The organism is Streptomyces sp. NPDC029139 (assembly GCF_055564335.1).
The window spans coordinates 153608-170860 of record NZ_JBVHWN010000012.1; the positions used below are offsets into that span (position 1 = coordinate 153608).

A 17253-nucleotide genomic window follows, 5' to 3' on the forward strand; every position below is an offset into this window, starting at 1 on the left:
GTCCCCCCACCGGCGCAGCGACGATGACTCCTGATCAGACACCCCATACGTTCCAGGTCGATCTGCGCGGACTCGTGGATCTTCTCTCCCACCACCTCTATTCGAGCCCCCGCGTCTATCTGCGCGAGCTGCTTCAGAACGCCGTGGACGCGATCACCGCCCGTCGCGCCGAGCAGCCGGACGCCCCCGCGCGGGTCCTGCTGTCCGTGGACGGCGACGGTCTGCGCGTCGACGACAGCGGCATCGGGCTGACCGAGCACGACGTGCACAGCCTGCTCGCCACCATCGGCCGCAGCTCGAAGCGGGCCGACGCCGAGGGCATCGCGAGCGCGCGGGCCGAGTTCCTGGGCCAGTTCGGCATCGGGCTGCTCGCCTGTTTCGTGGTCGCCGCCGAGATCCGGGTGGTGAGCCGCAGCGCTCGTACGCCCGACGCCCCTCCGGTGGAGTGGACGGCCCGCGACGACGGTTCGTACACCGTCCGTACGCTCCCGGACGGCGCCCGCCCGGAGCCGGGCACGACGGTGCACCTCACCGCCCGCCCCGGTGCCGGCGAGTGGCTGACCGAGGCGAAGGTGCTCTCGCTGGCCCGCGAGTACGGCTCCCTCCTCCCGTACGAAGTACGGGTCGGGGACGAGCCGGTCACCGATCTGCCCGCGCCCTGGGACCGCGCGTACCCGAGCCCGGCCGCCCGCCGGGTGGCGCTCGCCGGTCACTGCCGGGCGCTGTTCGGCTTCACCCCGCTCGACTCGATCGACCTGGATCTGCCGCTGGCCGGCATCCGGGGTGTGGCGTACGTCCTGCCGTCGGCGGTCAGCCCCGCCCAGCGCGCGGGGCACCGGGTGCATCTGAAGGGCATGCTGCTCACCGAGCGGGCGGACGGGCTGCTGCCCGACTGGGCGTTCTTCGTCCGGTGCGTGCTCGACACGGACAGCCTGCGGCCGACCGCCTCGCGTGAGGCGCTGTACGAGGACGAGACGCTGGCCGGTGTGCGGGACGCGCTGGGCGCGGCGGTGCGCGACTGGCTCGGGGGGCTGGCCGCGGGTGACCCGGAGCGCCTGGGGCAGTTCCTGTCGGTGCACCATCTCGGGGTGAAGTCGCTGGCCCGGCACGACGGCGAGATGCTGCGGACGATGCTGCCGTGGCTGCCGTTCGAGACGACGGACGGCCGTCTCTCGCTGGAGGAGTTCGCCCGCCGGCACCCGGTGGTGCACTACACCCGTACGGTCGAGGAGTTCCGGCAGGTCGCCGCCATCGCGTCCGCGCAGGGCATCGGTGTGGTCAACGGCGGCTACACGTACGACACGGAGCTGGTCGAGCGGCTTCCCGAGGTCCGGCCTGGCACGGCGGTCGCCGAACTCGACGCGGACACGGTCACCGCCCATCTGGACTCCGTCGACCCGGCGCAGGAGTTGGCCCTCGCGCCGTTCCTGTCGGTGGCGCGCGCCGCGCTGGATCCCCTCGGCTGCGACGTGGCCCTGCGGGCCTTCCACCCGCTGACCGTGCCCGCGCTGCACCTGGACGACCGGGCGGCCCGGCACGAACAGGCGCGGGCGGACGCCGAGGAACAGGCCGACGACCTGTGGGCGGGCATCCTCGGCTCGCTGCGCGGCAGCGCGCCGCGGGCCCGGCTGGTCCTCAACCATCTCAACCCGCTGATCCGCCGGATCGGCTCGCTCGACGATCCGCAGCTGGCCGGAACGGCCGTCGAGGCGCTGTACGGCCAGGCGCTGCTGATGGCGCAGCGGCCGCTGCGTCCGGCCGACTCGGCCCTGCTCAACCGGGCGTTCGCCGGACTGCTCGAATGGACCACTCACCACGGGGAGAACACGGCATGACCCTGACCTTCCAGGCCCTGCGGGAGGCCATACAGGAGAACTCCCAGCAGCCGGAGGGGCCCGCGCGCAACGAGCGGGCCGAGCGGCTGCTCGCGGAGGCCGAGTCGATCGGTGAGCCGCTGGCCGTCATCGAGGCGCTCGGGCACCAGTTGCAGGCGTACAACTACAGCTCCGAGAAGGCGAAGATGTTCGTGCCCTTCTCGCGGCTGCTGCGGATGTGGGACGAGAACCCGGCGGACTTCGACGCGTACGAGGCGCACTCCCTGCACTGGGTGTTCAAGTGGGTCTCCAGCGGGATGCTCGACCAGCCGCACATCCCGCTCGCCTCGATCGAGAAGTGGCTCGGCGAGATGGAGCACCGGTACCGGCTCGCGGGGCACTCCGAGCGGGCCGTGCGGCAGGGCGAGTTCCGGGTGGCCCGTCACATCGGCGACCGGGAGCGGGCGGGTCGGGCGTACGCGGCCTGGCTGGCTGCCGACCGGGACCGGATGGCCGACTGTCACGCCTGTGAGCTGCACACGCAGGGCCACTGGCGGGCGGAGCTGGGCGAGGACGAGGAGGCCCTGGAGATCTGGGCGCCGGTCCTGGCGGGTGAGCACACCTGCGCCCATGAGCCGCACGCGGTGCTGGCGTCCTCGCTGCTGCCGCTGCTCCGGCTCGGCCGGGGCGAGCAGGCCCGCGCGAACCATCTGCGGGGCTACCGTCTGGTGCGGCCGATGGAGAGCATGCGCGGCTCGGTGGCGGAGCACATCGAGTTCTGCGCGCTGACCGGGAACGAGGCGCGGGGTCTGGAGATCCTGGCGGAGCGCCCGGCGTACTTCACCGACGCCGGTGACCCGGACAGTCACCTGGACTTCCTGGCCGTGACGGCGCTGCTGATGGACCGGTTGGTGGCGCTCGGACACGGCGGACAGTCGGTGCCGGGGCCGGCGGGCTCCTCCTGGACGGCGGGCGAACTCGCCCGTCACGCGCGCGTGGAGGCGCTGGCGATCGCCCGCCGCTTCGACGAGCGCAACGGTACGGACCGGGTGAGCGAGATCGCCCGGGAGCGGATGGGGCGGGCGCCGCTGCTGGACCGGCTGCCGCTGGGGGTACGGGCGTCGGGGCCGGTGCCGGTCCGCGTCCCTGAGCCCGTCGTGGAGCCGGTGACGGAATCACGCGATCCGATCGCCGAGGCGCGACGGCTGTCGAAGGAGCGCAGCCCGTCCGCGCGGGCGGCGTGGGAGGCCGTCGCGGCGGCGGGCGTCGAGCTGGACGCCCTCGCGCGGGCCGAGCTCGACGACCATCGGGCGATGGCCATGGCGGACGGCCCGGCGGAGTCGGTGCGGCTGTTCCACACGGCGGCCGAGGGGTACGAGGCGGCCGGCGAGCATGGTGAGGCGGAGGGCGCCCGGGCCCGCGCCGCGTACGCGCTCGCGCTGGACGAACGGGTGGAGGAGGCGTCGGCGGCCGTCGAGGAGGCGATCGCGCGGGTGCTCGCCCTGCACGCCGAGGGCGCGGCCACGGCCCGTCAGGCGGCCGGGGCGCTGCTCGCCCGGGTGCGGATCGGGCTGCTGCGGCTGCACGAGGAGGACGGCGCGCCCGAGGAGCTCGCGCGGTCCGTGGACGCGCTGCTGGCCTTCGCCTCGGCCCGCGCGGACGATGCGGCGGTGACGGACCCGGCGGAACTCGCGGAGCTCACGGACCGGGTCGCGGAGGCCGAGGCCGTGCGGGGCGATCTGGCGGCGCACCAGGGCGACGCCGAGGGCGCGGCCCGGCAGTACGCGCACGCCGCCGAGCTGTACCACCGGGCCGGGCTGCCCTGGTACGCCGTCGAACCGGAGGTCCAGCTCTCCCGGATCGCTCTGCACCTCGACGACGTCGAGACGGCCGAGCGGGCCGCCCGGGCGGCCTTGGAGCACGGGGCCGCGCACGCGCCGGCGGGCGGGCAGGCCCGGCTGCGGATGCAGCTCGCGCACGCGCTCGCCGCGGCGGGAGGGTTCGCGGAGGCGACGGAGCACGCCCTGGAGGCGGCGCACTGGGCCGACGAGGCCGGCGAGAGCCGGGGGATCGGCGCGTACGCCCGGCATCAGCTGGGCGGTTGGCTGCTGCGGGAGGGGCGGACCGAGGAGGCGGCGGCGATTCTGGAGTCGGTGCTGCCGGACCTGTCCGTGGAGGAGCACGGCGACGGAATGGTCGTCCAGACCCTGTGGTGGCTCGGCGACTGCCTGACGGCGCTGGACGAACCCCGGTCCGCGGCCGAGCAGTGGCTGCGGGCGGCGGAGCTCGCGAAGGAGTGGCCGGAGCAGCGGGACCACGCGATGCTCGCGAACCTGGCGGCGCAGGCGTTGCTGCGGGCGGAGCTGCGGCCGCAGGCCGCCGCGGCGTACGAGCGGGCGGGCGAGCTGTGGCGGGAGCTGGGCGACGCGGCGGCGTACGTCAGGACGCTGCGCGTGCGGGCGTGGATCGCGGGCGCCGAGGAGGGCCGTGCGCTGATGGACGCGGCGGCGGAGGCGTGCGGCTCGGACCTGGGGGAACTCGCGGACACGTACGCCCAGGCGGCGGAGCTGCTCGGGGAGTCGGACGCGCGGGAGGCCCTGTCGTACGCGGCGCGGGCGGTGTCCGCGTACGGGTCGGCGGGCCCCGGCTTCCGCGACCGGCGGACGGCGGCGGAACTGCTGGCCGGCCGGCTGCACCTGGCCCTCGGCGAGCACGCGGAGGCGGCGGCGCTGGCCCGGAAGGTCCTGGCGGAGAACCCGGAGTCGGAGGAGGCGACGGCCCTGCTGTCCCAGGCGACGTCCTGACCCCCTCCTGAACCCTGCGCCCCGTCGGCTCCCGGGCCGTCGGGGCGGACGGGTCGGCCACGGAGCGCCGCGCACCTGCAGCCGCCGCATCGCCGGGGAGAGCGGCGGCCGCGGGCGCGCGGCCGCCCCCCCGCCGCTGGTCTTCCCCGCCCGCCCGGGCAGGGCTCGGCCGTGGGTGGTGCGGAGTCGCCCGCCCGCGTGGGGGCGAAGCGACCGCACCGCCCGGCCGAGCGGGTCTCGTCGCCCCGGCGCTATTCGACGCCGATCAGGAGCGGGGGCGCCCCCACGCCGCCGCGGTACGTCGTCGTGTCGACGGCCAGGTAGGTGTCGCGGACGTGGCGTTCGAGGGCCGTGGCCAGGGAGGGCGGGGTCTCGTCCGCCACGATCAGGGTCACCAGTTCGCCGCCCGCCGACAGCATCCGGTCCAGGACCGTGCGGGCCGTCGTCGTCAGGTCCTGGCCGATGACCGCCACGTCGCCCTCGATCAGGCCGAGGACGTCGCCGGCCTGGCAGACGCCGGCCGAGGTGAAGGACTGGCGTTCGGCGACGGCGAGTTCGGCGTACCGGGTCGCCCCCGCCGCCGCCGTCATCGCCACCACGTCCTCGTCGAAGCGGCGGTCCGGCTCGTGGACGGCGAGCGCCGCGATGCCCTGGACGGCGGCGCGGGTCGGGATCAGGGCGACCCTGATGCCCTCCGCCCTCGCCTGTTCGGCCGCCGCGCCCGCCGTGTGCCGCAGGTCGGTGTCGTTCGGCAGGAGCACCACCTCGCGCGCGTGGGCCCGCCGGATCGCTTCGAGGAGTACGCCGCTGGCCGGCGGCTCCCCCGGCCCGGCCAGCACCGTGGTCGCCCCGACCTCCGCGCACAGGCCGGCGAGCCCCTCGCCGGGCACGACCGCCACGACGGCCCGCTGCGTGCGCTCCCGTACCGCGGTGACGCCCGAGAAGTGCGTGATGCGGATCCGGTACGGCCGGCCCGCCTCCACGCCCGCCTCGACCGCCGCCCCCGCGTCGTCGACGTGGACGTGGACGTTCCACAGCCCGTCGCCGCCGACCACGACCAGGGAGTCCCCCAGCTCGTCCAGCCGGGCCCGCAGCCTGTCCACGGCCGCGTCGTCCGCCTCCAGGAGGTAGATCACCTCGAAGGCGGGCCCGGCGGGTCCCTCGGCTCCGTCCTCGGGGCCGCACGCCTCGTCCGCATCGGCCGGTCGGTGCGCCGCCCCGGCCGGCCGGACCTGCGCCTCTCCGGACACGACCTCCACCAGCGCCCCGAGGACCGCCACCAGACCCCGTCCGCCCGCGTCCACGACCCCCGCGCGTTCGAGCACGGCCAGTTGCCCCGTGGTCGCCTCCAGCGCGGTCCTGGCCCCCTCGTACGCCCCTCGGGCCACCGCCACGAGGGTCCCGCCCCGCTCGCAGGCGTCCGCCGCCGCACCGGCCACGCTCAGGATCGTTCCCTCGACCGGGTGCGCCACGGCCTCTCGGGCCGCCTTGGCCGCCACCGCGAGGGACCGGGCGAGGTGGTCCCCGTCGCGCCCGTCCGCGAGGACGGACGCCATGCCGCGCAGCAGCTGCGAGAGAATCGTCCCGGAGTTCCCCCGGGCGCCGATGAGGGCGCCGTGCGCCATGGCCCGTATGACCTCGCCGGCGTCGGGGTCGTCCGCCGCGAAGACCGCCTCGACCGCCTGGGCGGCGGACTCCACCGTCAGATAGAGGTTCGTGCCGGTGTCACCGTCGGCGATCGGGTAGACGTTGATCGCGTCGATCTCCTCGCGTTCCCGGCCGAGCGCGTCCAGCGCGCGTACGCACCAGGAGCGGACCGCTGCGGCGTCGAGGGTCTGCGCGGTCTGCGGCAACGGGTGGCCTCCTGCCAGCGGCGTCTGCGGTGAGCTCACCGCAGGGTAGACCCGCTCGTGACCAGGGCCGGGGGCGGGGGCCGCGGTGGTCGTGGTAGTTTCGTTCTACGGGAGCAGCCGTTGTATGCTGCTTCGGTTGCCCGGCGAGAGTCGGGCCATTCCCCCGGCAAGCCACTTCAGACCTCTGATTCCGGTGCGCCGGTTTTCACTGTAAATCTGAAGTCTTTGGAGTGACCCGTGGCTGCCAACTGCGACGTCTGCGGCAAGGGGCCGGGCTTCGGCAACAACATTTCGCACTCGCACCGCCGTACGTCTCGTCGCTGGAACCCGAACATCCAGCGTGTGCGTGCCGTGGTCGGTCGGACGCCGAAGCGGCTCAACGTCTGCACCTCGTGCATCAAGGCCGGCAAGGTCTCGCGCTAAGTGATGCTCCCCGCGCAAGTGGGGATGATCCCGCCGACGTTTTGTCGTAGCGCAGCCCCTGCGGTTGCCTTGAAAGGCCGGTTCACCTCGGTGAACCGGCCTTTTGCCATGCCCGGAACCCGGAGCGGGGCCAGGACCTGGGCCGGGATCGGGGCCGGAACGGGTAGGAGAACCGTGGCCGGGAACGGGTCCCGGCCCCGGGCCTAACCGCGCGACCGCCAGCCGTGGTCCACCGGGCCGATCCCCGCGCCCAGTGCGAACCCGGCCGCGATCGCCCCTGTCACGTACGCCTTCGCCTCTCCCACCGCGTCCGGCACGGTCAGCCCCTTGGCGAGGCCCGACGCCACGGCCGAGGCCAGCGTGCACCCCGTGCCGTGCGTGTGCCGGTTGTCGTGCCGGGGGGCGCGCAGCCAGTGCTCCTCGCTGCCGTCCGTGAGCAGATCGACGGCGTCCCCTTCGAGATGGCCGCCCTTGACGAGCGCCCACCGCGGCCCGTACGCCAGGATCGCCGCGGCGGCCTCCCGGAGATCGGACTCCCGCGCGACGACCACACCCGTGAGCTGGACCACCTCGTCCAGGTTGGGCGTCGCCACCGTCGCCAGCGGCAGCAGCTTCGTCCGTACGGAATCCAGCGCCGAGGCCGCGAGCAGCGGGTCCCCGTGCTTGGAGACGCCGACCGGGTCGACGACCACGGGCACGCCGGGCGTGCCCGCGAGCAGCTCCCCCACCGTCTCCACGAGCGCGGCGGAGGACAGCATGCCGGTCTTCACGGCCTGGACGCCGATGTCGTCCACGACGGCCCGGTACTGGGCCCGTACGGCCTCCTCGGGCAGTTCCCACGCGCCCCGGACGCCCAGCGAGTTCTGGGCGGTGACGGCGGTGAGCACGCTCATGCCGTGGACACCGAGGGCGAGCATCGTCTTCAGGTCGGCCTGGATGCCGGCTCCGCCGCCGGAGTCGGATCCGGCGACGGTGAGGACCAGGGGCGGGTTCACTCGTGGCCCCCGAAGTGGTCCCAGCCGCCCTTGGTGTGCCAGGGCGCCCCGTCCACGGTGACCTGCGGCAGCGCGGAGGGGTTGAGGACCTCGCCGATGACCTTCCAGCGGGCCGGCAGCTTCACGTCGGGCGGGAAGGTGGCGACGATCGCGTGGTCCTCTCCCCCGGTCAGTACCCACTGGAGCGGGTCCACGCCCACGGCCTGCCCGATGTCGTGCATCTGGGTCGGGATGTCGATGAGCCCGGAGCGCAGGTCGATCCGCACCTTGCTGGCCTCGGCGATGTGACCGAGGTCGGCGATGAGTCCGTCGCTGACGTCGCACATGGCGGTGGCGCCGAGCCCGGCGGCCGCGGGGCCCGCGTGGTACGGCGGTTCGGGCCGCCGGTGGGCCTCGACGAAGGCGCGCGGGGAGCGGAACCCGCGGGAGAGCACCGCGTATCCGGCGGCGGACCAGCCGAGCCAGCCGGTGTAGGCGACGACATCACCGGGCTGGGCCCCGCCCCGGGTCACCGGGTCGTGGTTGCGCAGGTCACCGAGGGCGGTGATGGCGATGGTGATGGTGTCGCCGCGGACGACGTCGCCGCCGACGACGGCCGCGCCCGCGACCTGGCACTCGTCGCGCAGGCCGTCCATGAGCTCGACCGGCCAGGTGGCGGGGAGTTCGGCGGGGACGACCAGGCCCAGCAGCAGCGCGGTGGGCACGGCGCCCATGGCGGCGATGTCGGCGAGGTTCTGGGCGGCCGCCTTGCGGCCGACGTCGTACGCCGTCGACCAGTCCCGGCGGAAGTGCCGTCCTTCGAGCAGGATGTCCGTACTGGCCACCACGCGCCGGTCGGGTGCGGAGACGACCGCGGCGTCGTCGCCGGGTCCGATCCGTACCGCCGGGGTGGAGGTGAGCCGGGAGGTGAGCTCCCTGATGAGCCCGAACTCCCCCAGTTCTCCTACTGTGCCCTTCACCGCGTGTCACCTCGTGTTGTCGTGCCGGCCGTGCGCGTCGCCCGCCGCTCGCTCTGCGGGTCGCGAGCCGTCACCGCGCTGGGTACCGTCAAGTAGACCGTCAACTTCTGTCGTGCGTCCGCCACACTGTGGGCGCCTCGGGGCGCGCAGGTCTCCCCGCGGCCCTCGGCGACGCGGTACCGTGGCGTCCCTTTCTCCCACAAGATCCTCGTGGTCGCCCTGGAGGTTCCGTGGTACAGGCGTACATCCTTATTCAGACCGAGGTGGGCAAGGCGTCGACCGTCGCCGAGACCATCTCCAAGATCCCGGGGGTGATCCAGGCGGAAGACGTGACGGGCCCGTACGACGTGATCGTCCGCGCGCAGGCCGACACGGTGGACGAGCTGGGCCGCATGGTGGTCGCCAAGGTCCAGCAAGTGGACGGCATCACGCGGACCCTCACCTGCCCGGTCGTGCATCTGTAGCCCCCGTCTACCCTTGGCCGGTGACGTCTTCCCACCGGCCCTTCGGCCTGCCCGCCGCCGTCGCAGCCGTTCTGCTGCTGACCGCCGCGGGCTGCTCCTCCCCGGACGCGAAGGCGTCGGTCCCGGTTCCCAGCCCTCCGGCGGAGGAAGCCGCCCTCTGCCAGGCGCTGGCGAAGGAACTTCCGGACACCGTGGCGGGGCTGGGTCGGAACGATCCGAAGCCCGAGTCCGAGCTGACCGCCGGGTGGGGGGACGCGGCGATCGTACTGCGCTGTGGCGTCCCCCGGCCCGAAAAGATGACCGATCCCCAGTCCCAGGGCGTCTCCGTGAACGGCGTCCGGTGGATGCTGGAACGGCCGGAGGGGGGCGGGCCCCGCTTCACCTCGGTGTACCGGAAGACGTACGTCGAGGTGACCTTGGACGAGCGGTACGCACACGACGCCGCGCCGCTCACCGATCTCGCCGCTCCTGTGGAGAAGGCCGTCCCGTGCGCCCTGGAACCGGAGTGCGACTAGCAGGGAACGGGCCGGGGCCCTAGGCCGTGTCCGGAAAGTCCCGCGGGCCCGAGGACGGACGGCGCTGCTTTCCGGTCACGGCCTAGCGCAGGCCGGTCGAGCGGGTCAGCGCGGCCTGGAGCAGCCGGTCGACGAGCTCGGGGTAGCTGACGCCGCTCTCCTGCCACATCCGCGGATACATCGAGATCGGGGTGAACCCCGGCATGGTGTTGATCTCGTTGATGACGAAGTCGCCGTCCTCCGTGAGGAAGAAGTCCGCGCGGACCAGGCCCTCGCAGGAGACGGCCTCGTACGCGGCGATCGCGAGCCGCTGGACCTCGGCGGTGGCGTCGTCGCCGATCGGCGCGGGCACGATCCCGGACGCCGAGTCGATGTACTTGGCCTCGAAGTCGTAGAAGTCGTGGTCGGTGACCGGCGGGATCTCGGCCGGCACGCTGGCCCGGGGCCCGTCCTCGAACTCCAGCACACCGCACTCGATCTCGCGGCCGCGCAGCAGCGACTCCACGAGGATCTTGGGGTCGTGGCGCCGCGCCTCCTCGATGGCCTCGTCCAGGCCCGAGAGGTCGTCGACCTTGGTGATGCCCATGGAGGAGCCGCCGCGGGCGGGCTTCACGAAGAGCGGCCAGCCGTGGTCGGCGGCGAACTCGACGATCTTCTTGCGCGCGGCGGCGGGATTCTGGTCCCACTCGCGCGGCCGGATGACCTCGTACGGGCCGACCGGCAGCCCGAAGGAGGTGAACACCCGCTTCATGTACTCCTTGTCCTGGCCGACGGCGGAGGCGAGGACGCCCGCGCCGACGTAGGGGACGCCGGAGAGCTCCAGGAGGCCCTGGAGGGTGCCGTCCTCGCCGTACGGGCCGTGCAGCACGGGGAAGACGACGTCGACCTCGCCGAGCGCCTTGGGCACGGAGCCGGGCTCGGTGTGGACGACCTCGCGGTTGGCCGGGTCGACGGAGAGGACGACGCCGCCCTGCTCGGACTCGGCGAGGTCGGAGACGTTCGGGAGGGCGCGGTCGGCGATGGCCATCCGCTCGGGGGCGTCGGCGGTCAGCGCCCAGCGCCCGTCCGTGGTGATGCCGATGGGCAGCACGTCGTACTTGGTCCGGTCGATGGCGCGCAGGACGGCGCCGGCCGTGACGACGGAGATGGCGTGCTCGGAGCTGCGTCCGCCGAAGACGACGGCCACGCGCGGCTTGCGGGGGCTCTGGGTGTTCTCGCTCATAACGCGTTGAGCGTACCTTGCGTGTTCGATGCGCTTAAGAGCCCCGGGCCGCCGCGCGCGTCCGGCCTAGCGGCGGCCTCAGCGGCGGCCTCAGCGGCGCTCGGACTTGGCGCTGCGGGACATCAGTTCCTTGAGGGCGACGATCGGCGGCTTGCCCTCGTGGACGATCGAGACGACCGTTTCGGTGATCGGCATGTCGACATCGTGGCGGCGGGCCAGATCGAGGACGGACTCGCAGGACTTGACGCCCTCCGCGGTCTGCTTGGTCGCCGCGATGGTCTCCTGCAGCGTCATTCCCCGGCCGAGGTTGGTGCCGAAGGTGTGGTTCCTGGAGAGCGGCGAGGAGCAGGTGGCCACCAGGTCGCCGAGTCCGGCCAGGCCGGAGAAGGTGAGCGGGTCGGCGCCCATGGCCAGCCCGAGCCGGGTGGTCTCGGCGAGGCCGCGGGTGATGAGCGTGGCCTTGGAGTTGTCGCCGAGCCCCATGCCGTCGGCGATGCCGACGGCGAGCCCGATGACGTTCTTGACCGCGCCGCCGAGTTCGCAGCCGACCACGTCGGTGTTGGTGTACGGGCGGAAGTACGGGGTCATGCAGGCGGTCTGGAGCCGCTGGGCGACCGATTCGTCGGCGCAGGCGACCACGGCGGCGGCGGGCTGCCGGGCGGCGATCTCCTTGGCGAGGTTGGGGCCGGTGAGGACGGCCACGCGCTCGACGGGCACGTCGGCGACCTCGGTGATGACCTCGCTCATGCGCTTGGCGGTGCCGAGTTCGACGCCCTTCATCAGGGAGACGAGGACGGTGTCGGGGGCCAGCTTGGGGGCCCATTCGGCGAGGTTGGCGCGCAGCGTCTGGGAGGGGACGACGAGAACGGTGAAGTCGGCGTCGTGGGCGGCTTCGGCCGGGTCGGTGGTGGCCCGGACGTTCGAGGGGAGCTCGACACCCGGGAGGTAGTCGGGGTTGGTGCGGGTGGTGTTGATGGCGTCGGCGAGCTCGGCGCGGCGGCCCCAGAGGGTCACCTCGCAGCCCGCGTCGGCGAGCACCATGCCGAAGGCCGTGCCCCACGATCCGGTGCCGAATACGGCTGCCTTGGTCACTTCTTGCCCTCCCCGGCGGCCTTGCGCCGCTGTTCCAGCCGGGCCTTGCGGTGGTCGTACGGCTCGGGCGGCGCCTTCTCGCCGCGCACCTCCTCGAGGAGCGCGGTGATCGCGGCCATGATGACCTCGGTCGCCTCGCGCAGCACCTCGGGCGTCGGCTCCTGGCCGTGGAAGCGCGAGAGGTCGACGGGCGGGCCGGCCTGCACGACCAGCGTCTTGCGCGGGAACAGGTTGAACTTGTTCTCCTTGGCGTACGGCGGCATCGCGAGGTTGGCGCCCCACTGGGCGACCGGGATGACCGGGGCCTTGGTGAGCAGCGCGACGCGGGCGGCGCCGGTCTTGCCGGCCATGGGCCACATGTCGGGGTCGCGGGTGAGGGTGCCCTCGGGATAGAAGGCGACGCACTCCCCGCGCTCGATGGCCTCGACGGCGGCCCGGAAGGCGTCCAGGGCGTTGGTCGTCTCGCGGTAGACGGGGATCTGTCCGGTGCCGCGCAGCATCATGCCGACGAACGAGCCCTTGAAGAGTCCGGCCTTGGCGAGGAAGCGCGGGACGCGTCCGGTGTTGTACTGGAAGTGCGCGTAGGAGAGCGGGTCCAGATACGAGTTGTGATTGACGGCGGTGATGAATCCGCCGTGGGCCGGAATGTGTTCCGTTCCGCGCCAGTCCCGCTTGAACAGAACCACCAGCGGCGGTTTAGCGATGACCGCCGCCAGGCGGTACCAGAAGCCGATTCTGCGGCGGGACACTCGTGCACCTTCCTCTGGGACTGGCGTGCAGGGGGTCAAGTCTCGCCCCATGCTCCTGGTCTGTCGAGGACACGGTACGCCCCGTGCTCCCGCCTCCGCCGGGCACCGGCCCTCCGGCCCGTCGGACGCGCGCGGAGGACGCCGGGCCACAATGGGCCCCGATGAACACCGATCCGGACGACGGCTGGTCCCTGGTCGTCCCCCTGAAGCCCCTTGCGCGGGCGAAGAGCAGGCTCGCCGAGGCCACCGGGGCGTTGCTGCGTCCGCGGCTCGCGCTGGCGTTCGCGCAGGACACGGTGGCCGCGGCGCTGGAGTGCGCGCGGGTACGGGATGTGGTGGTCGTCACGGATGATCCGGTGGCGGCGCCGGCGCTGGCGGCGCTCGGCGCGCGGATCGTGCCGGACTCCCCGGCCGCCGGGCTGAACGCGGCGCTGGCGCACGGGGCGCGGACGGTACGTGAGTCCCGGCCGGGCGCACGGGTCGCGGCGCTCAACGCGGACCTGCCGGCGCTGCGCCCCGGTGAGCTGGCGCGGGTCCTGGAGGTCGCCGGGAAATTCCCCCGGACATTTCTCCCGGATGCAGCCGAAATCGGTACGACATTCCTCTCGGCGGGCCCGGGGGTGGAATTGGCACCCGCATTCGGGGGCGCTTCACGCCGCCGGCATTTGTCTTCGGGGGCGGTGGAAATCCGGCTGACCGGGGTGGATTCCGTACGCCGGGACGTGGACACCGGCGAGGATCTGGTGGCCGCGCTGGCGCTGGGTGTCGGCCCGCGGACGGCGGCCCACGGCTCTCGCACGGCCGGATAGGGTGCGGTTCATGCAGGCGACCGCGTACACGTACGACCCCGAGACCCGCAGCGGCAGTGTGCTGCTCGACGACGGCACCCCGGTGGAGTTCGGGGCCGAGGCCTTCGACGCGGGCGGGTTGCTGCTGCTGCGTCCGGGGCAGCGGGTGCGGATCGAGACGGAGCCGGGCGCCGGGGACGCCGGTCCGCGGATCACGCTGGTGACGCTGCAGACCCTCTGAGCGGATTCCTCCGGCCCCGGGTTGGGCCGAACAGGGCGCGCACGCGCCGCGGGCCGGGCTCCCCGAGGGGGAGCCCGGCCCGGCGTGTGAGTGGCCCGTGGCCGCTGAGCGCCTTACCCGTCTACTTCTTGGCGGCGGTCTTCTTGGCGGTGGTCTTGCGCGCCGTGGTCTTCTTGGCGGGGGCCTTCGTCGCGGTCGCCTTCTTCGCCGGCGCGGTCTTCTTGGCGGCGGCCTTCTTGGTCGTGGCCGAGGTCTTCTTCGCCGCCGGCGTGGCCTTCTTGGTCGTGGCCGACGTCTTCTTCGCCGCCGGCGTGGCCTTCTTCGCGGTCGCGGTGGTCTTCTTCGCGGCCGGCGTGGTCTTCTTCGCCGCGGCGGTGGTCTTCTTCGCGGCCGGGGTCGCCTTCTTGGCGGCGGCCTTCTTGGCCGTGGTGGCCTTCTTGGCGGCGGCCTTCTTCACGGTCGCGGAAGCACCGCCGGTGAGGCTGCCCTTGGGCGCCTTCTTGACGGAGACCTCGCCACCCTTGGGAAGCTTCTTGGACCCGCTGACCAGGTCCTTGAAGCCCTGACCAGCACGGAAGCGGGGCACGGAGGTCTTCTTGACCCGTACGCGCTCACCCGTCTGCGGGTTGCGGGCGTACCGGGCCGGACGGTCGACCTTCTCGAACGAGCCGAAGCCGGTGACCGAAACACGGTCCCCGCCGACCACGGCACGCACGATCGCGTCCAGCACCGCGTCGACAGCGTCCGCGGCCTGCTGACGGCCGCCGAGCTTGTCGGCAATCGCTTCTACGAGCTGCGCCTTGTTCACGTCTTCCCCTTCGGAGACATTGCCAGAACGAAAGTGTTCAAGCTTTTTCGCACGTTAGGCATGTATATACCGCAAATCAAACACGAAACGGGCTAATCACCCTAGTGCCGCAACGCGGAAGTGCCGTTGCGGAGTTCCTGGTGTCAGTCGTCTTCAGGGAATCGGCCCTCATCGAGGTCCTTCATCAACCGGTCGAGACGCGTGGCCGCGTCCGCGAGATCGTGCTTCGCCGCGGCCGTGACGACCAGCAGCTTCCGGGACAGCGCCATCCTTACGCCCTCCGGGACTTGCAGTGCGCGCACCCTTGTGTGCGCTTCCTTCAATCGGGCGGCGACTGCCTCGTAGAGCTCGAGTTGGCTGTCGCGTTCCATGCACCGATTGTGCCATCTAGGGCGAGTTGTCGCCCGACGGGGTCTCAACAAGCGACTGCGCCCCCCACCGGGAGGTGGGGGGCGCAGTCATGGAAAAGCGCTGCTCAGACGGTAATTGTACGGGGTTTGAAGGACGGCCTCGCCGCCTCGTAGGCCGCGATGTCGCCTTCGTTCTGAAGGGTGAGGCTGATGTCGTCGAGGCCGTTCAGCAGACGCCAGCGGGCGTTCTCGTCGAGCTCGAAGTCGGCGTCGATCCCGGCGGCGAGAACCTTCCGCTGCTCCAAGTCAACAGTGATTTCGGCCGTCGGGTCGGCCTCGGTCAGCTCCCAGAGGGCGTCCACGGTCTTCTGGTCCAGGACCACGGTCAGCAGACCGTTCTTCAGCGAGTTGCCGCGGAAGATGTCGGCGAACCGGGAGGAGACGACGGTCTTGAAGCCGTAGTTCTGCAGCGCCCAGACGGCGTGCTCACGGGAGGAGCCGGTGCCGAAGTCGGGGCCGGCGACCAGGACCGAGGCACCCTGCCGCTCGGGGCGGTTGAGGATGAACTGCTCGTCCTTGCGCCAGGCCTCGAACAGCCCGTCCTCGAATCCGTCGCGGGTGACCTTCTTCAGCCAGTGCGCGGGGATGATCTGGTCGGTGTCGACGTTGCTGCGGCGCAGCGGGACGGCCCGGCCGGTGTGCGTGGTGAAAGCTTCCATGGTTCCTCAGACCCCCGCGGGCGTAGCGACGTCGGACAGATCGGCCGGGGAGGCCAGGTGGCCCAGTACGGCGGTGGCGGCGGCGACCTGGGGCGAGACCAGGTGGGTCCGGCCGCCCTTGCCCTGCCGGCCTTCGAAGTTGCGGTTGGAGGTGGACGCGGAACGCTCACCGGGCGCCAGTTGGTCGGGGTTCATGCCCAGACACATCGAGCAGCCCGCGTGCCGCCATTCGGCGCCGGACTCCTTGAAGACCTTGTCCAGACCCTCCTCGACGGCCTGCAGGGCCACCCGGACCGAGCCCGGGACGACCAGCATCCGGACGCCCTCGGCGACCTTGCGGCCCTCCAGCAGGGCGGCGGCGTTGCGCAGGTCCTCGATGCGGCCGTTGGTGCAGGAGCCTACGAAGACGGTGTCCACCTTGATGTCCCGCAGCGGCTGTCCGGCGGTCAACCCCATGTACTCCAGGGCCTTTTCGGCGGCCAGACGCTCCGAAGCGTCTTCGTACGAAGCCGGGTCGGGGACGTTCGCCGAAAGCGGGGCACCCTGACCCGGGTTCGTGCCCCAGGTGACGAACGGCGCGAGCGAGGCGGCGTCGATGACGACCTCGGCGTCGAAGACGGCGTCCTCGTCCGACTTCAGGGTCTTCCAGTACGCGACGGCGGCGTCCCAGTCCTCGCCCTCGGGGGCGTGGGCGCGGCCCTTCAGATACGCGAAGGTGGTCTCGTCGGGGGCGATCATGCCCGCGCGGGCGCCGGCCTCGATCGACATGTTGCAGATGGTCATCCGGGCCTCCATCGAGAGCTTCTCGATGGCGGAGCCGCGGTATTCCAGGATGTAGCCCTGGCCGCCGCCGGTGCCGATCTTGGCGATGATCGCCAGGATCAGGTCCTTGGCGGTGACGTCCTCGGGCAGCTCGCCGTCGACGGTGATCGCCATGGTCTTGGGGCGGGCCAGCGGGAGCGTCTGGGTCGCCAGGACGTGCTCGACCTGGCTGGTGCCGATGCCGAAGGCCAGCGCGCCGAACGCGCCGTGGGTGGAGGTGTGCGAGTCGCCGCAGACGACGGTCGTGCCGGGCTGGGTCAGGCCCAGCTGGGGTCCCACGACGTGGACGACGCCCTGCTCGACGTCGCCCAGCGGGTGCAGCCGCACACCGAAGTCGGCACAGTTCTTCCGCAGGGTCTCCAACTGGGCGCGGGAGACGGGGTCGGCGATCGGCTTGTCGATGTCGAGGGTCGGGGTGTTGTGGTCCTCGGTCGCGATGGTGAGGTCGAGGCGCCGCACCTGCCGGCCGTTCTGACGCAGGCCGTCGAACGCCTGGGGGCTGGTCACCTCGTGCAGCAGGTGCAGATCGATGAAGAGGAGATCGGGCTCGCCCTCGGCGCGCCGGACGACGTGGTCGTCCCAGACCTTCTCCGCGAGTGTCCTACCCATCGCTTTCCCTCCGGCCGACGTGATCG

Annotated in this window: 17 protein-coding genes; 7 read left to right on the forward strand and 10 right to left on the reverse strand. The window is 72.5% G+C overall.

Features of this window, described 5'->3' with window-relative positions; genetic code table 11:
• The first annotated feature begins 23 nt into the window (after nucleotides 1-23).
• Nucleotides 24-1835 carry an HSP90 family protein gene (locus ACZ4VW_RS24945; RefSeq protein WP_467966013.1) on the forward strand — a complete coding sequence of 604 codons (1812 nt, stop codon included), beginning with the start codon at nucleotides 24-26 and terminating at the stop codon, nucleotides 1833-1835.
• Nucleotides 1832-4618, forward strand: a complete 2787-nt coding sequence (locus ACZ4VW_RS24950; protein WP_467966014.1) for a tetratricopeptide repeat protein — start codon at nucleotides 1832-1834, stop codon at nucleotides 4616-4618. The genes ACZ4VW_RS24945 and ACZ4VW_RS24950 overlap by 4 nt, the downstream gene beginning before the upstream one ends.
• Nucleotides 4619-4869: 251 nt before the next feature.
• On the opposite strand, the gene ACZ4VW_RS24955 is transcribed toward ACZ4VW_RS24950, so the two are convergent.
• On the reverse strand, nucleotides 4870-6471 hold the full coding sequence (locus ACZ4VW_RS24955) for a DAK2 domain-containing protein (protein ID WP_467966016.1): 1602 nt from the start codon (nucleotides 6469-6471) through the stop codon (nucleotides 4870-4872).
• A gap of 237 nt (nucleotides 6472-6708) precedes the next feature.
• Here ACZ4VW_RS24955 and rpmB point away from each other — a divergent pair, with 237 nt between their 5' ends.
• Complete coding sequence (rpmB, locus tag ACZ4VW_RS24960) at nucleotides 6709-6894, forward strand: 50S ribosomal protein L28 (protein ID WP_003957616.1); 186 nt, start codon at nucleotides 6709-6711, stop codon at nucleotides 6892-6894.
• A 203-nt stretch (nucleotides 6895-7097) separates the two neighbouring features.
• Here rpmB and thiD read toward each other — a convergent pair whose 3' ends face one another.
• Together thiD and ACZ4VW_RS24970 are read right to left on the reverse strand one after the other, a co-directional pair.
• Complete coding sequence (gene thiD, locus ACZ4VW_RS24965) at nucleotides 7098-7889, reverse strand: bifunctional hydroxymethylpyrimidine kinase/phosphomethylpyrimidine kinase (protein WP_467966018.1); 792 nt, start codon at nucleotides 7887-7889, stop codon at nucleotides 7098-7100.
• Nucleotides 7886-8848 (reverse strand): thiamine-phosphate kinase, encoded by a 963-nt coding sequence (locus tag ACZ4VW_RS24970; RefSeq protein WP_467966020.1) that lies wholly within the window; start codon nucleotides 8846-8848, stop codon nucleotides 7886-7888. Before ACZ4VW_RS24970 ends, thiD begins: the two co-directional genes overlap by 4 nt.
• A 230-nt stretch (nucleotides 8849-9078) precedes the next feature.
• Here ACZ4VW_RS24970 and ACZ4VW_RS24975 point away from each other — a divergent pair, with 230 nt between their 5' ends.
• The gene (locus ACZ4VW_RS24975) at nucleotides 9079-9312 is read left to right on the forward strand and encodes an Lrp/AsnC family transcriptional regulator (RefSeq protein WP_028802415.1); all 234 of its coding nucleotides are present in this window, start codon (nucleotides 9079-9081) and stop codon (nucleotides 9310-9312) included.
• Between the two features lie 20 nt (nucleotides 9313-9332).
• On the forward strand, nucleotides 9333-9827 hold the full coding sequence (locus tag ACZ4VW_RS24980; RefSeq protein ID WP_467966022.1) for a DUF3515 domain-containing protein: 495 nt from the start codon (nucleotides 9333-9335) through the stop codon (nucleotides 9825-9827).
• 82 nt (nucleotides 9828-9909) lie between these two features.
• On the opposite strand, the gene ACZ4VW_RS24985 is transcribed toward ACZ4VW_RS24980, so the two are convergent.
• From ACZ4VW_RS24985 to ACZ4VW_RS24995, 3 genes are all read right to left on the reverse strand, one after another.
• Nucleotides 9910-11049 carry a D-alanine--D-alanine ligase family protein gene (locus tag ACZ4VW_RS24985; protein ID WP_467966024.1) on the reverse strand — a complete coding sequence of 380 codons (1140 nt, stop codon included), beginning with the start codon at nucleotides 11047-11049 and terminating at the stop codon, nucleotides 9910-9912.
• 90 nt (nucleotides 11050-11139) lie between these two features.
• Entirely contained in the window at nucleotides 11140-12141 is a 1002-nt protein-coding gene (locus ACZ4VW_RS24990) for an NAD(P)H-dependent glycerol-3-phosphate dehydrogenase (protein ID WP_467966026.1), read from the reverse strand.
• Nucleotides 12138-12890: a lysophospholipid acyltransferase family protein gene (locus ACZ4VW_RS24995; protein ID WP_467966028.1), complete on the reverse strand. Its 753-nt coding sequence runs from the start codon at nucleotides 12888-12890 to the stop codon at nucleotides 12138-12140. The genes ACZ4VW_RS24990 and ACZ4VW_RS24995 overlap by 4 nt, the downstream gene beginning before the upstream one ends.
• Nucleotides 12891-13051: 161 nt before the next feature.
• On the opposite strand from ACZ4VW_RS24995, the gene cofC reads away from it, so the two are divergent.
• Both cofC and ACZ4VW_RS25005 read left to right on the forward strand, forming a co-directional pair.
• Nucleotides 13052-13699 carry a 2-phospho-L-lactate guanylyltransferase gene (gene cofC, locus ACZ4VW_RS25000; RefSeq protein WP_467966029.1) on the forward strand — a complete coding sequence of 216 codons (648 nt, stop codon included), beginning with the start codon at nucleotides 13052-13054 and terminating at the stop codon, nucleotides 13697-13699.
• 10 nt (nucleotides 13700-13709) lie between these two features.
• Complete coding sequence (locus ACZ4VW_RS25005; protein WP_355107455.1) at nucleotides 13710-13919, forward strand: hypothetical protein; 210 nt, start codon at nucleotides 13710-13712, stop codon at nucleotides 13917-13919.
• Between the two features lie 121 nt (nucleotides 13920-14040).
• On the opposite strand, the gene ACZ4VW_RS25010 is transcribed toward ACZ4VW_RS25005, so the two are convergent.
• From ACZ4VW_RS25010 to leuC, 4 genes are all read right to left on the reverse strand, one after another.
• The gene (locus ACZ4VW_RS25010) at nucleotides 14041-14727 is read right to left on the reverse strand and encodes an HU family DNA-binding protein (RefSeq protein WP_467966031.1); all 687 of its coding nucleotides are present in this window, start codon (nucleotides 14725-14727) and stop codon (nucleotides 14041-14043) included.
• Nucleotides 14728-14870: 143 nt separating this feature from the next.
• Nucleotides 14871-15098, reverse strand: a complete 228-nt coding sequence (locus tag ACZ4VW_RS25015; protein ID WP_031013922.1) for an SCO5555 family protein — start codon at nucleotides 15096-15098, stop codon at nucleotides 14871-14873.
• Nucleotides 15099-15202: 104 nt separating this feature from the next.
• Nucleotides 15203-15796 carry a 3-isopropylmalate dehydratase small subunit gene (leuD, locus tag ACZ4VW_RS25020; RefSeq protein ID WP_467966032.1) on the reverse strand — a complete coding sequence of 198 codons (594 nt, stop codon included), beginning with the start codon at nucleotides 15794-15796 and terminating at the stop codon, nucleotides 15203-15205.
• Nucleotides 15797-15802: 6 nt separating this feature from the next.
• Nucleotides 15803-17227 (reverse strand): 3-isopropylmalate dehydratase large subunit, encoded by a 1425-nt coding sequence (gene leuC, locus ACZ4VW_RS25025; protein ID WP_467966034.1) that lies wholly within the window; start codon nucleotides 17225-17227, stop codon nucleotides 15803-15805.
• Nucleotides 17228-17253: the final 26 nt, after the last annotated feature.

Bases quoted from the DNA above. Each gene is read 5' to 3' on its own strand.
- ACZ4VW_RS24950 (WP_467966014.1), top strand. From the start codon at position 1,832: ATGACCCTGACCTTCCAGGCCCTGCGGGAGGCCATACAGGAGAACTCC.
- ACZ4VW_RS25015 (WP_031013922.1), bottom strand. From the start codon at position 15,098: ATGGAACGCGACAGCCAACTCGAGCTCTACGAGGCAGTCGCCGCCCGA.
- ACZ4VW_RS24985 (WP_467966024.1), bottom strand. From the start codon at position 11,049: ATGAGCGAGAACACCCAGAGCCCCCGCAAGCCGCGCGTGGCCGTCGTC.
- ACZ4VW_RS24945 (WP_467966013.1), top strand. From the start codon at position 24: ATGACTCCTGATCAGACACCCCATACGTTCCAGGTCGATCTGCGCGGA.
- leuC (WP_467966034.1), bottom strand. From the start codon at position 17,227: ATGGGTAGGACACTCGCGGAGAAGGTCTGGGACGACCACGTCGTCCGG.
- leuD (WP_467966032.1), bottom strand. From the start codon at position 15,796: ATGGAAGCTTTCACCACGCACACCGGCCGGGCCGTCCCGCTGCGCCGC.
- ACZ4VW_RS25005 (WP_355107455.1), top strand. From the start codon at position 13,710: ATGCAGGCGACCGCGTACACGTACGACCCCGAGACCCGCAGCGGCAGT.
- cofC (WP_467966029.1), top strand. From the start codon at position 13,052: ATGAACACCGATCCGGACGACGGCTGGTCCCTGGTCGTCCCCCTGAAG.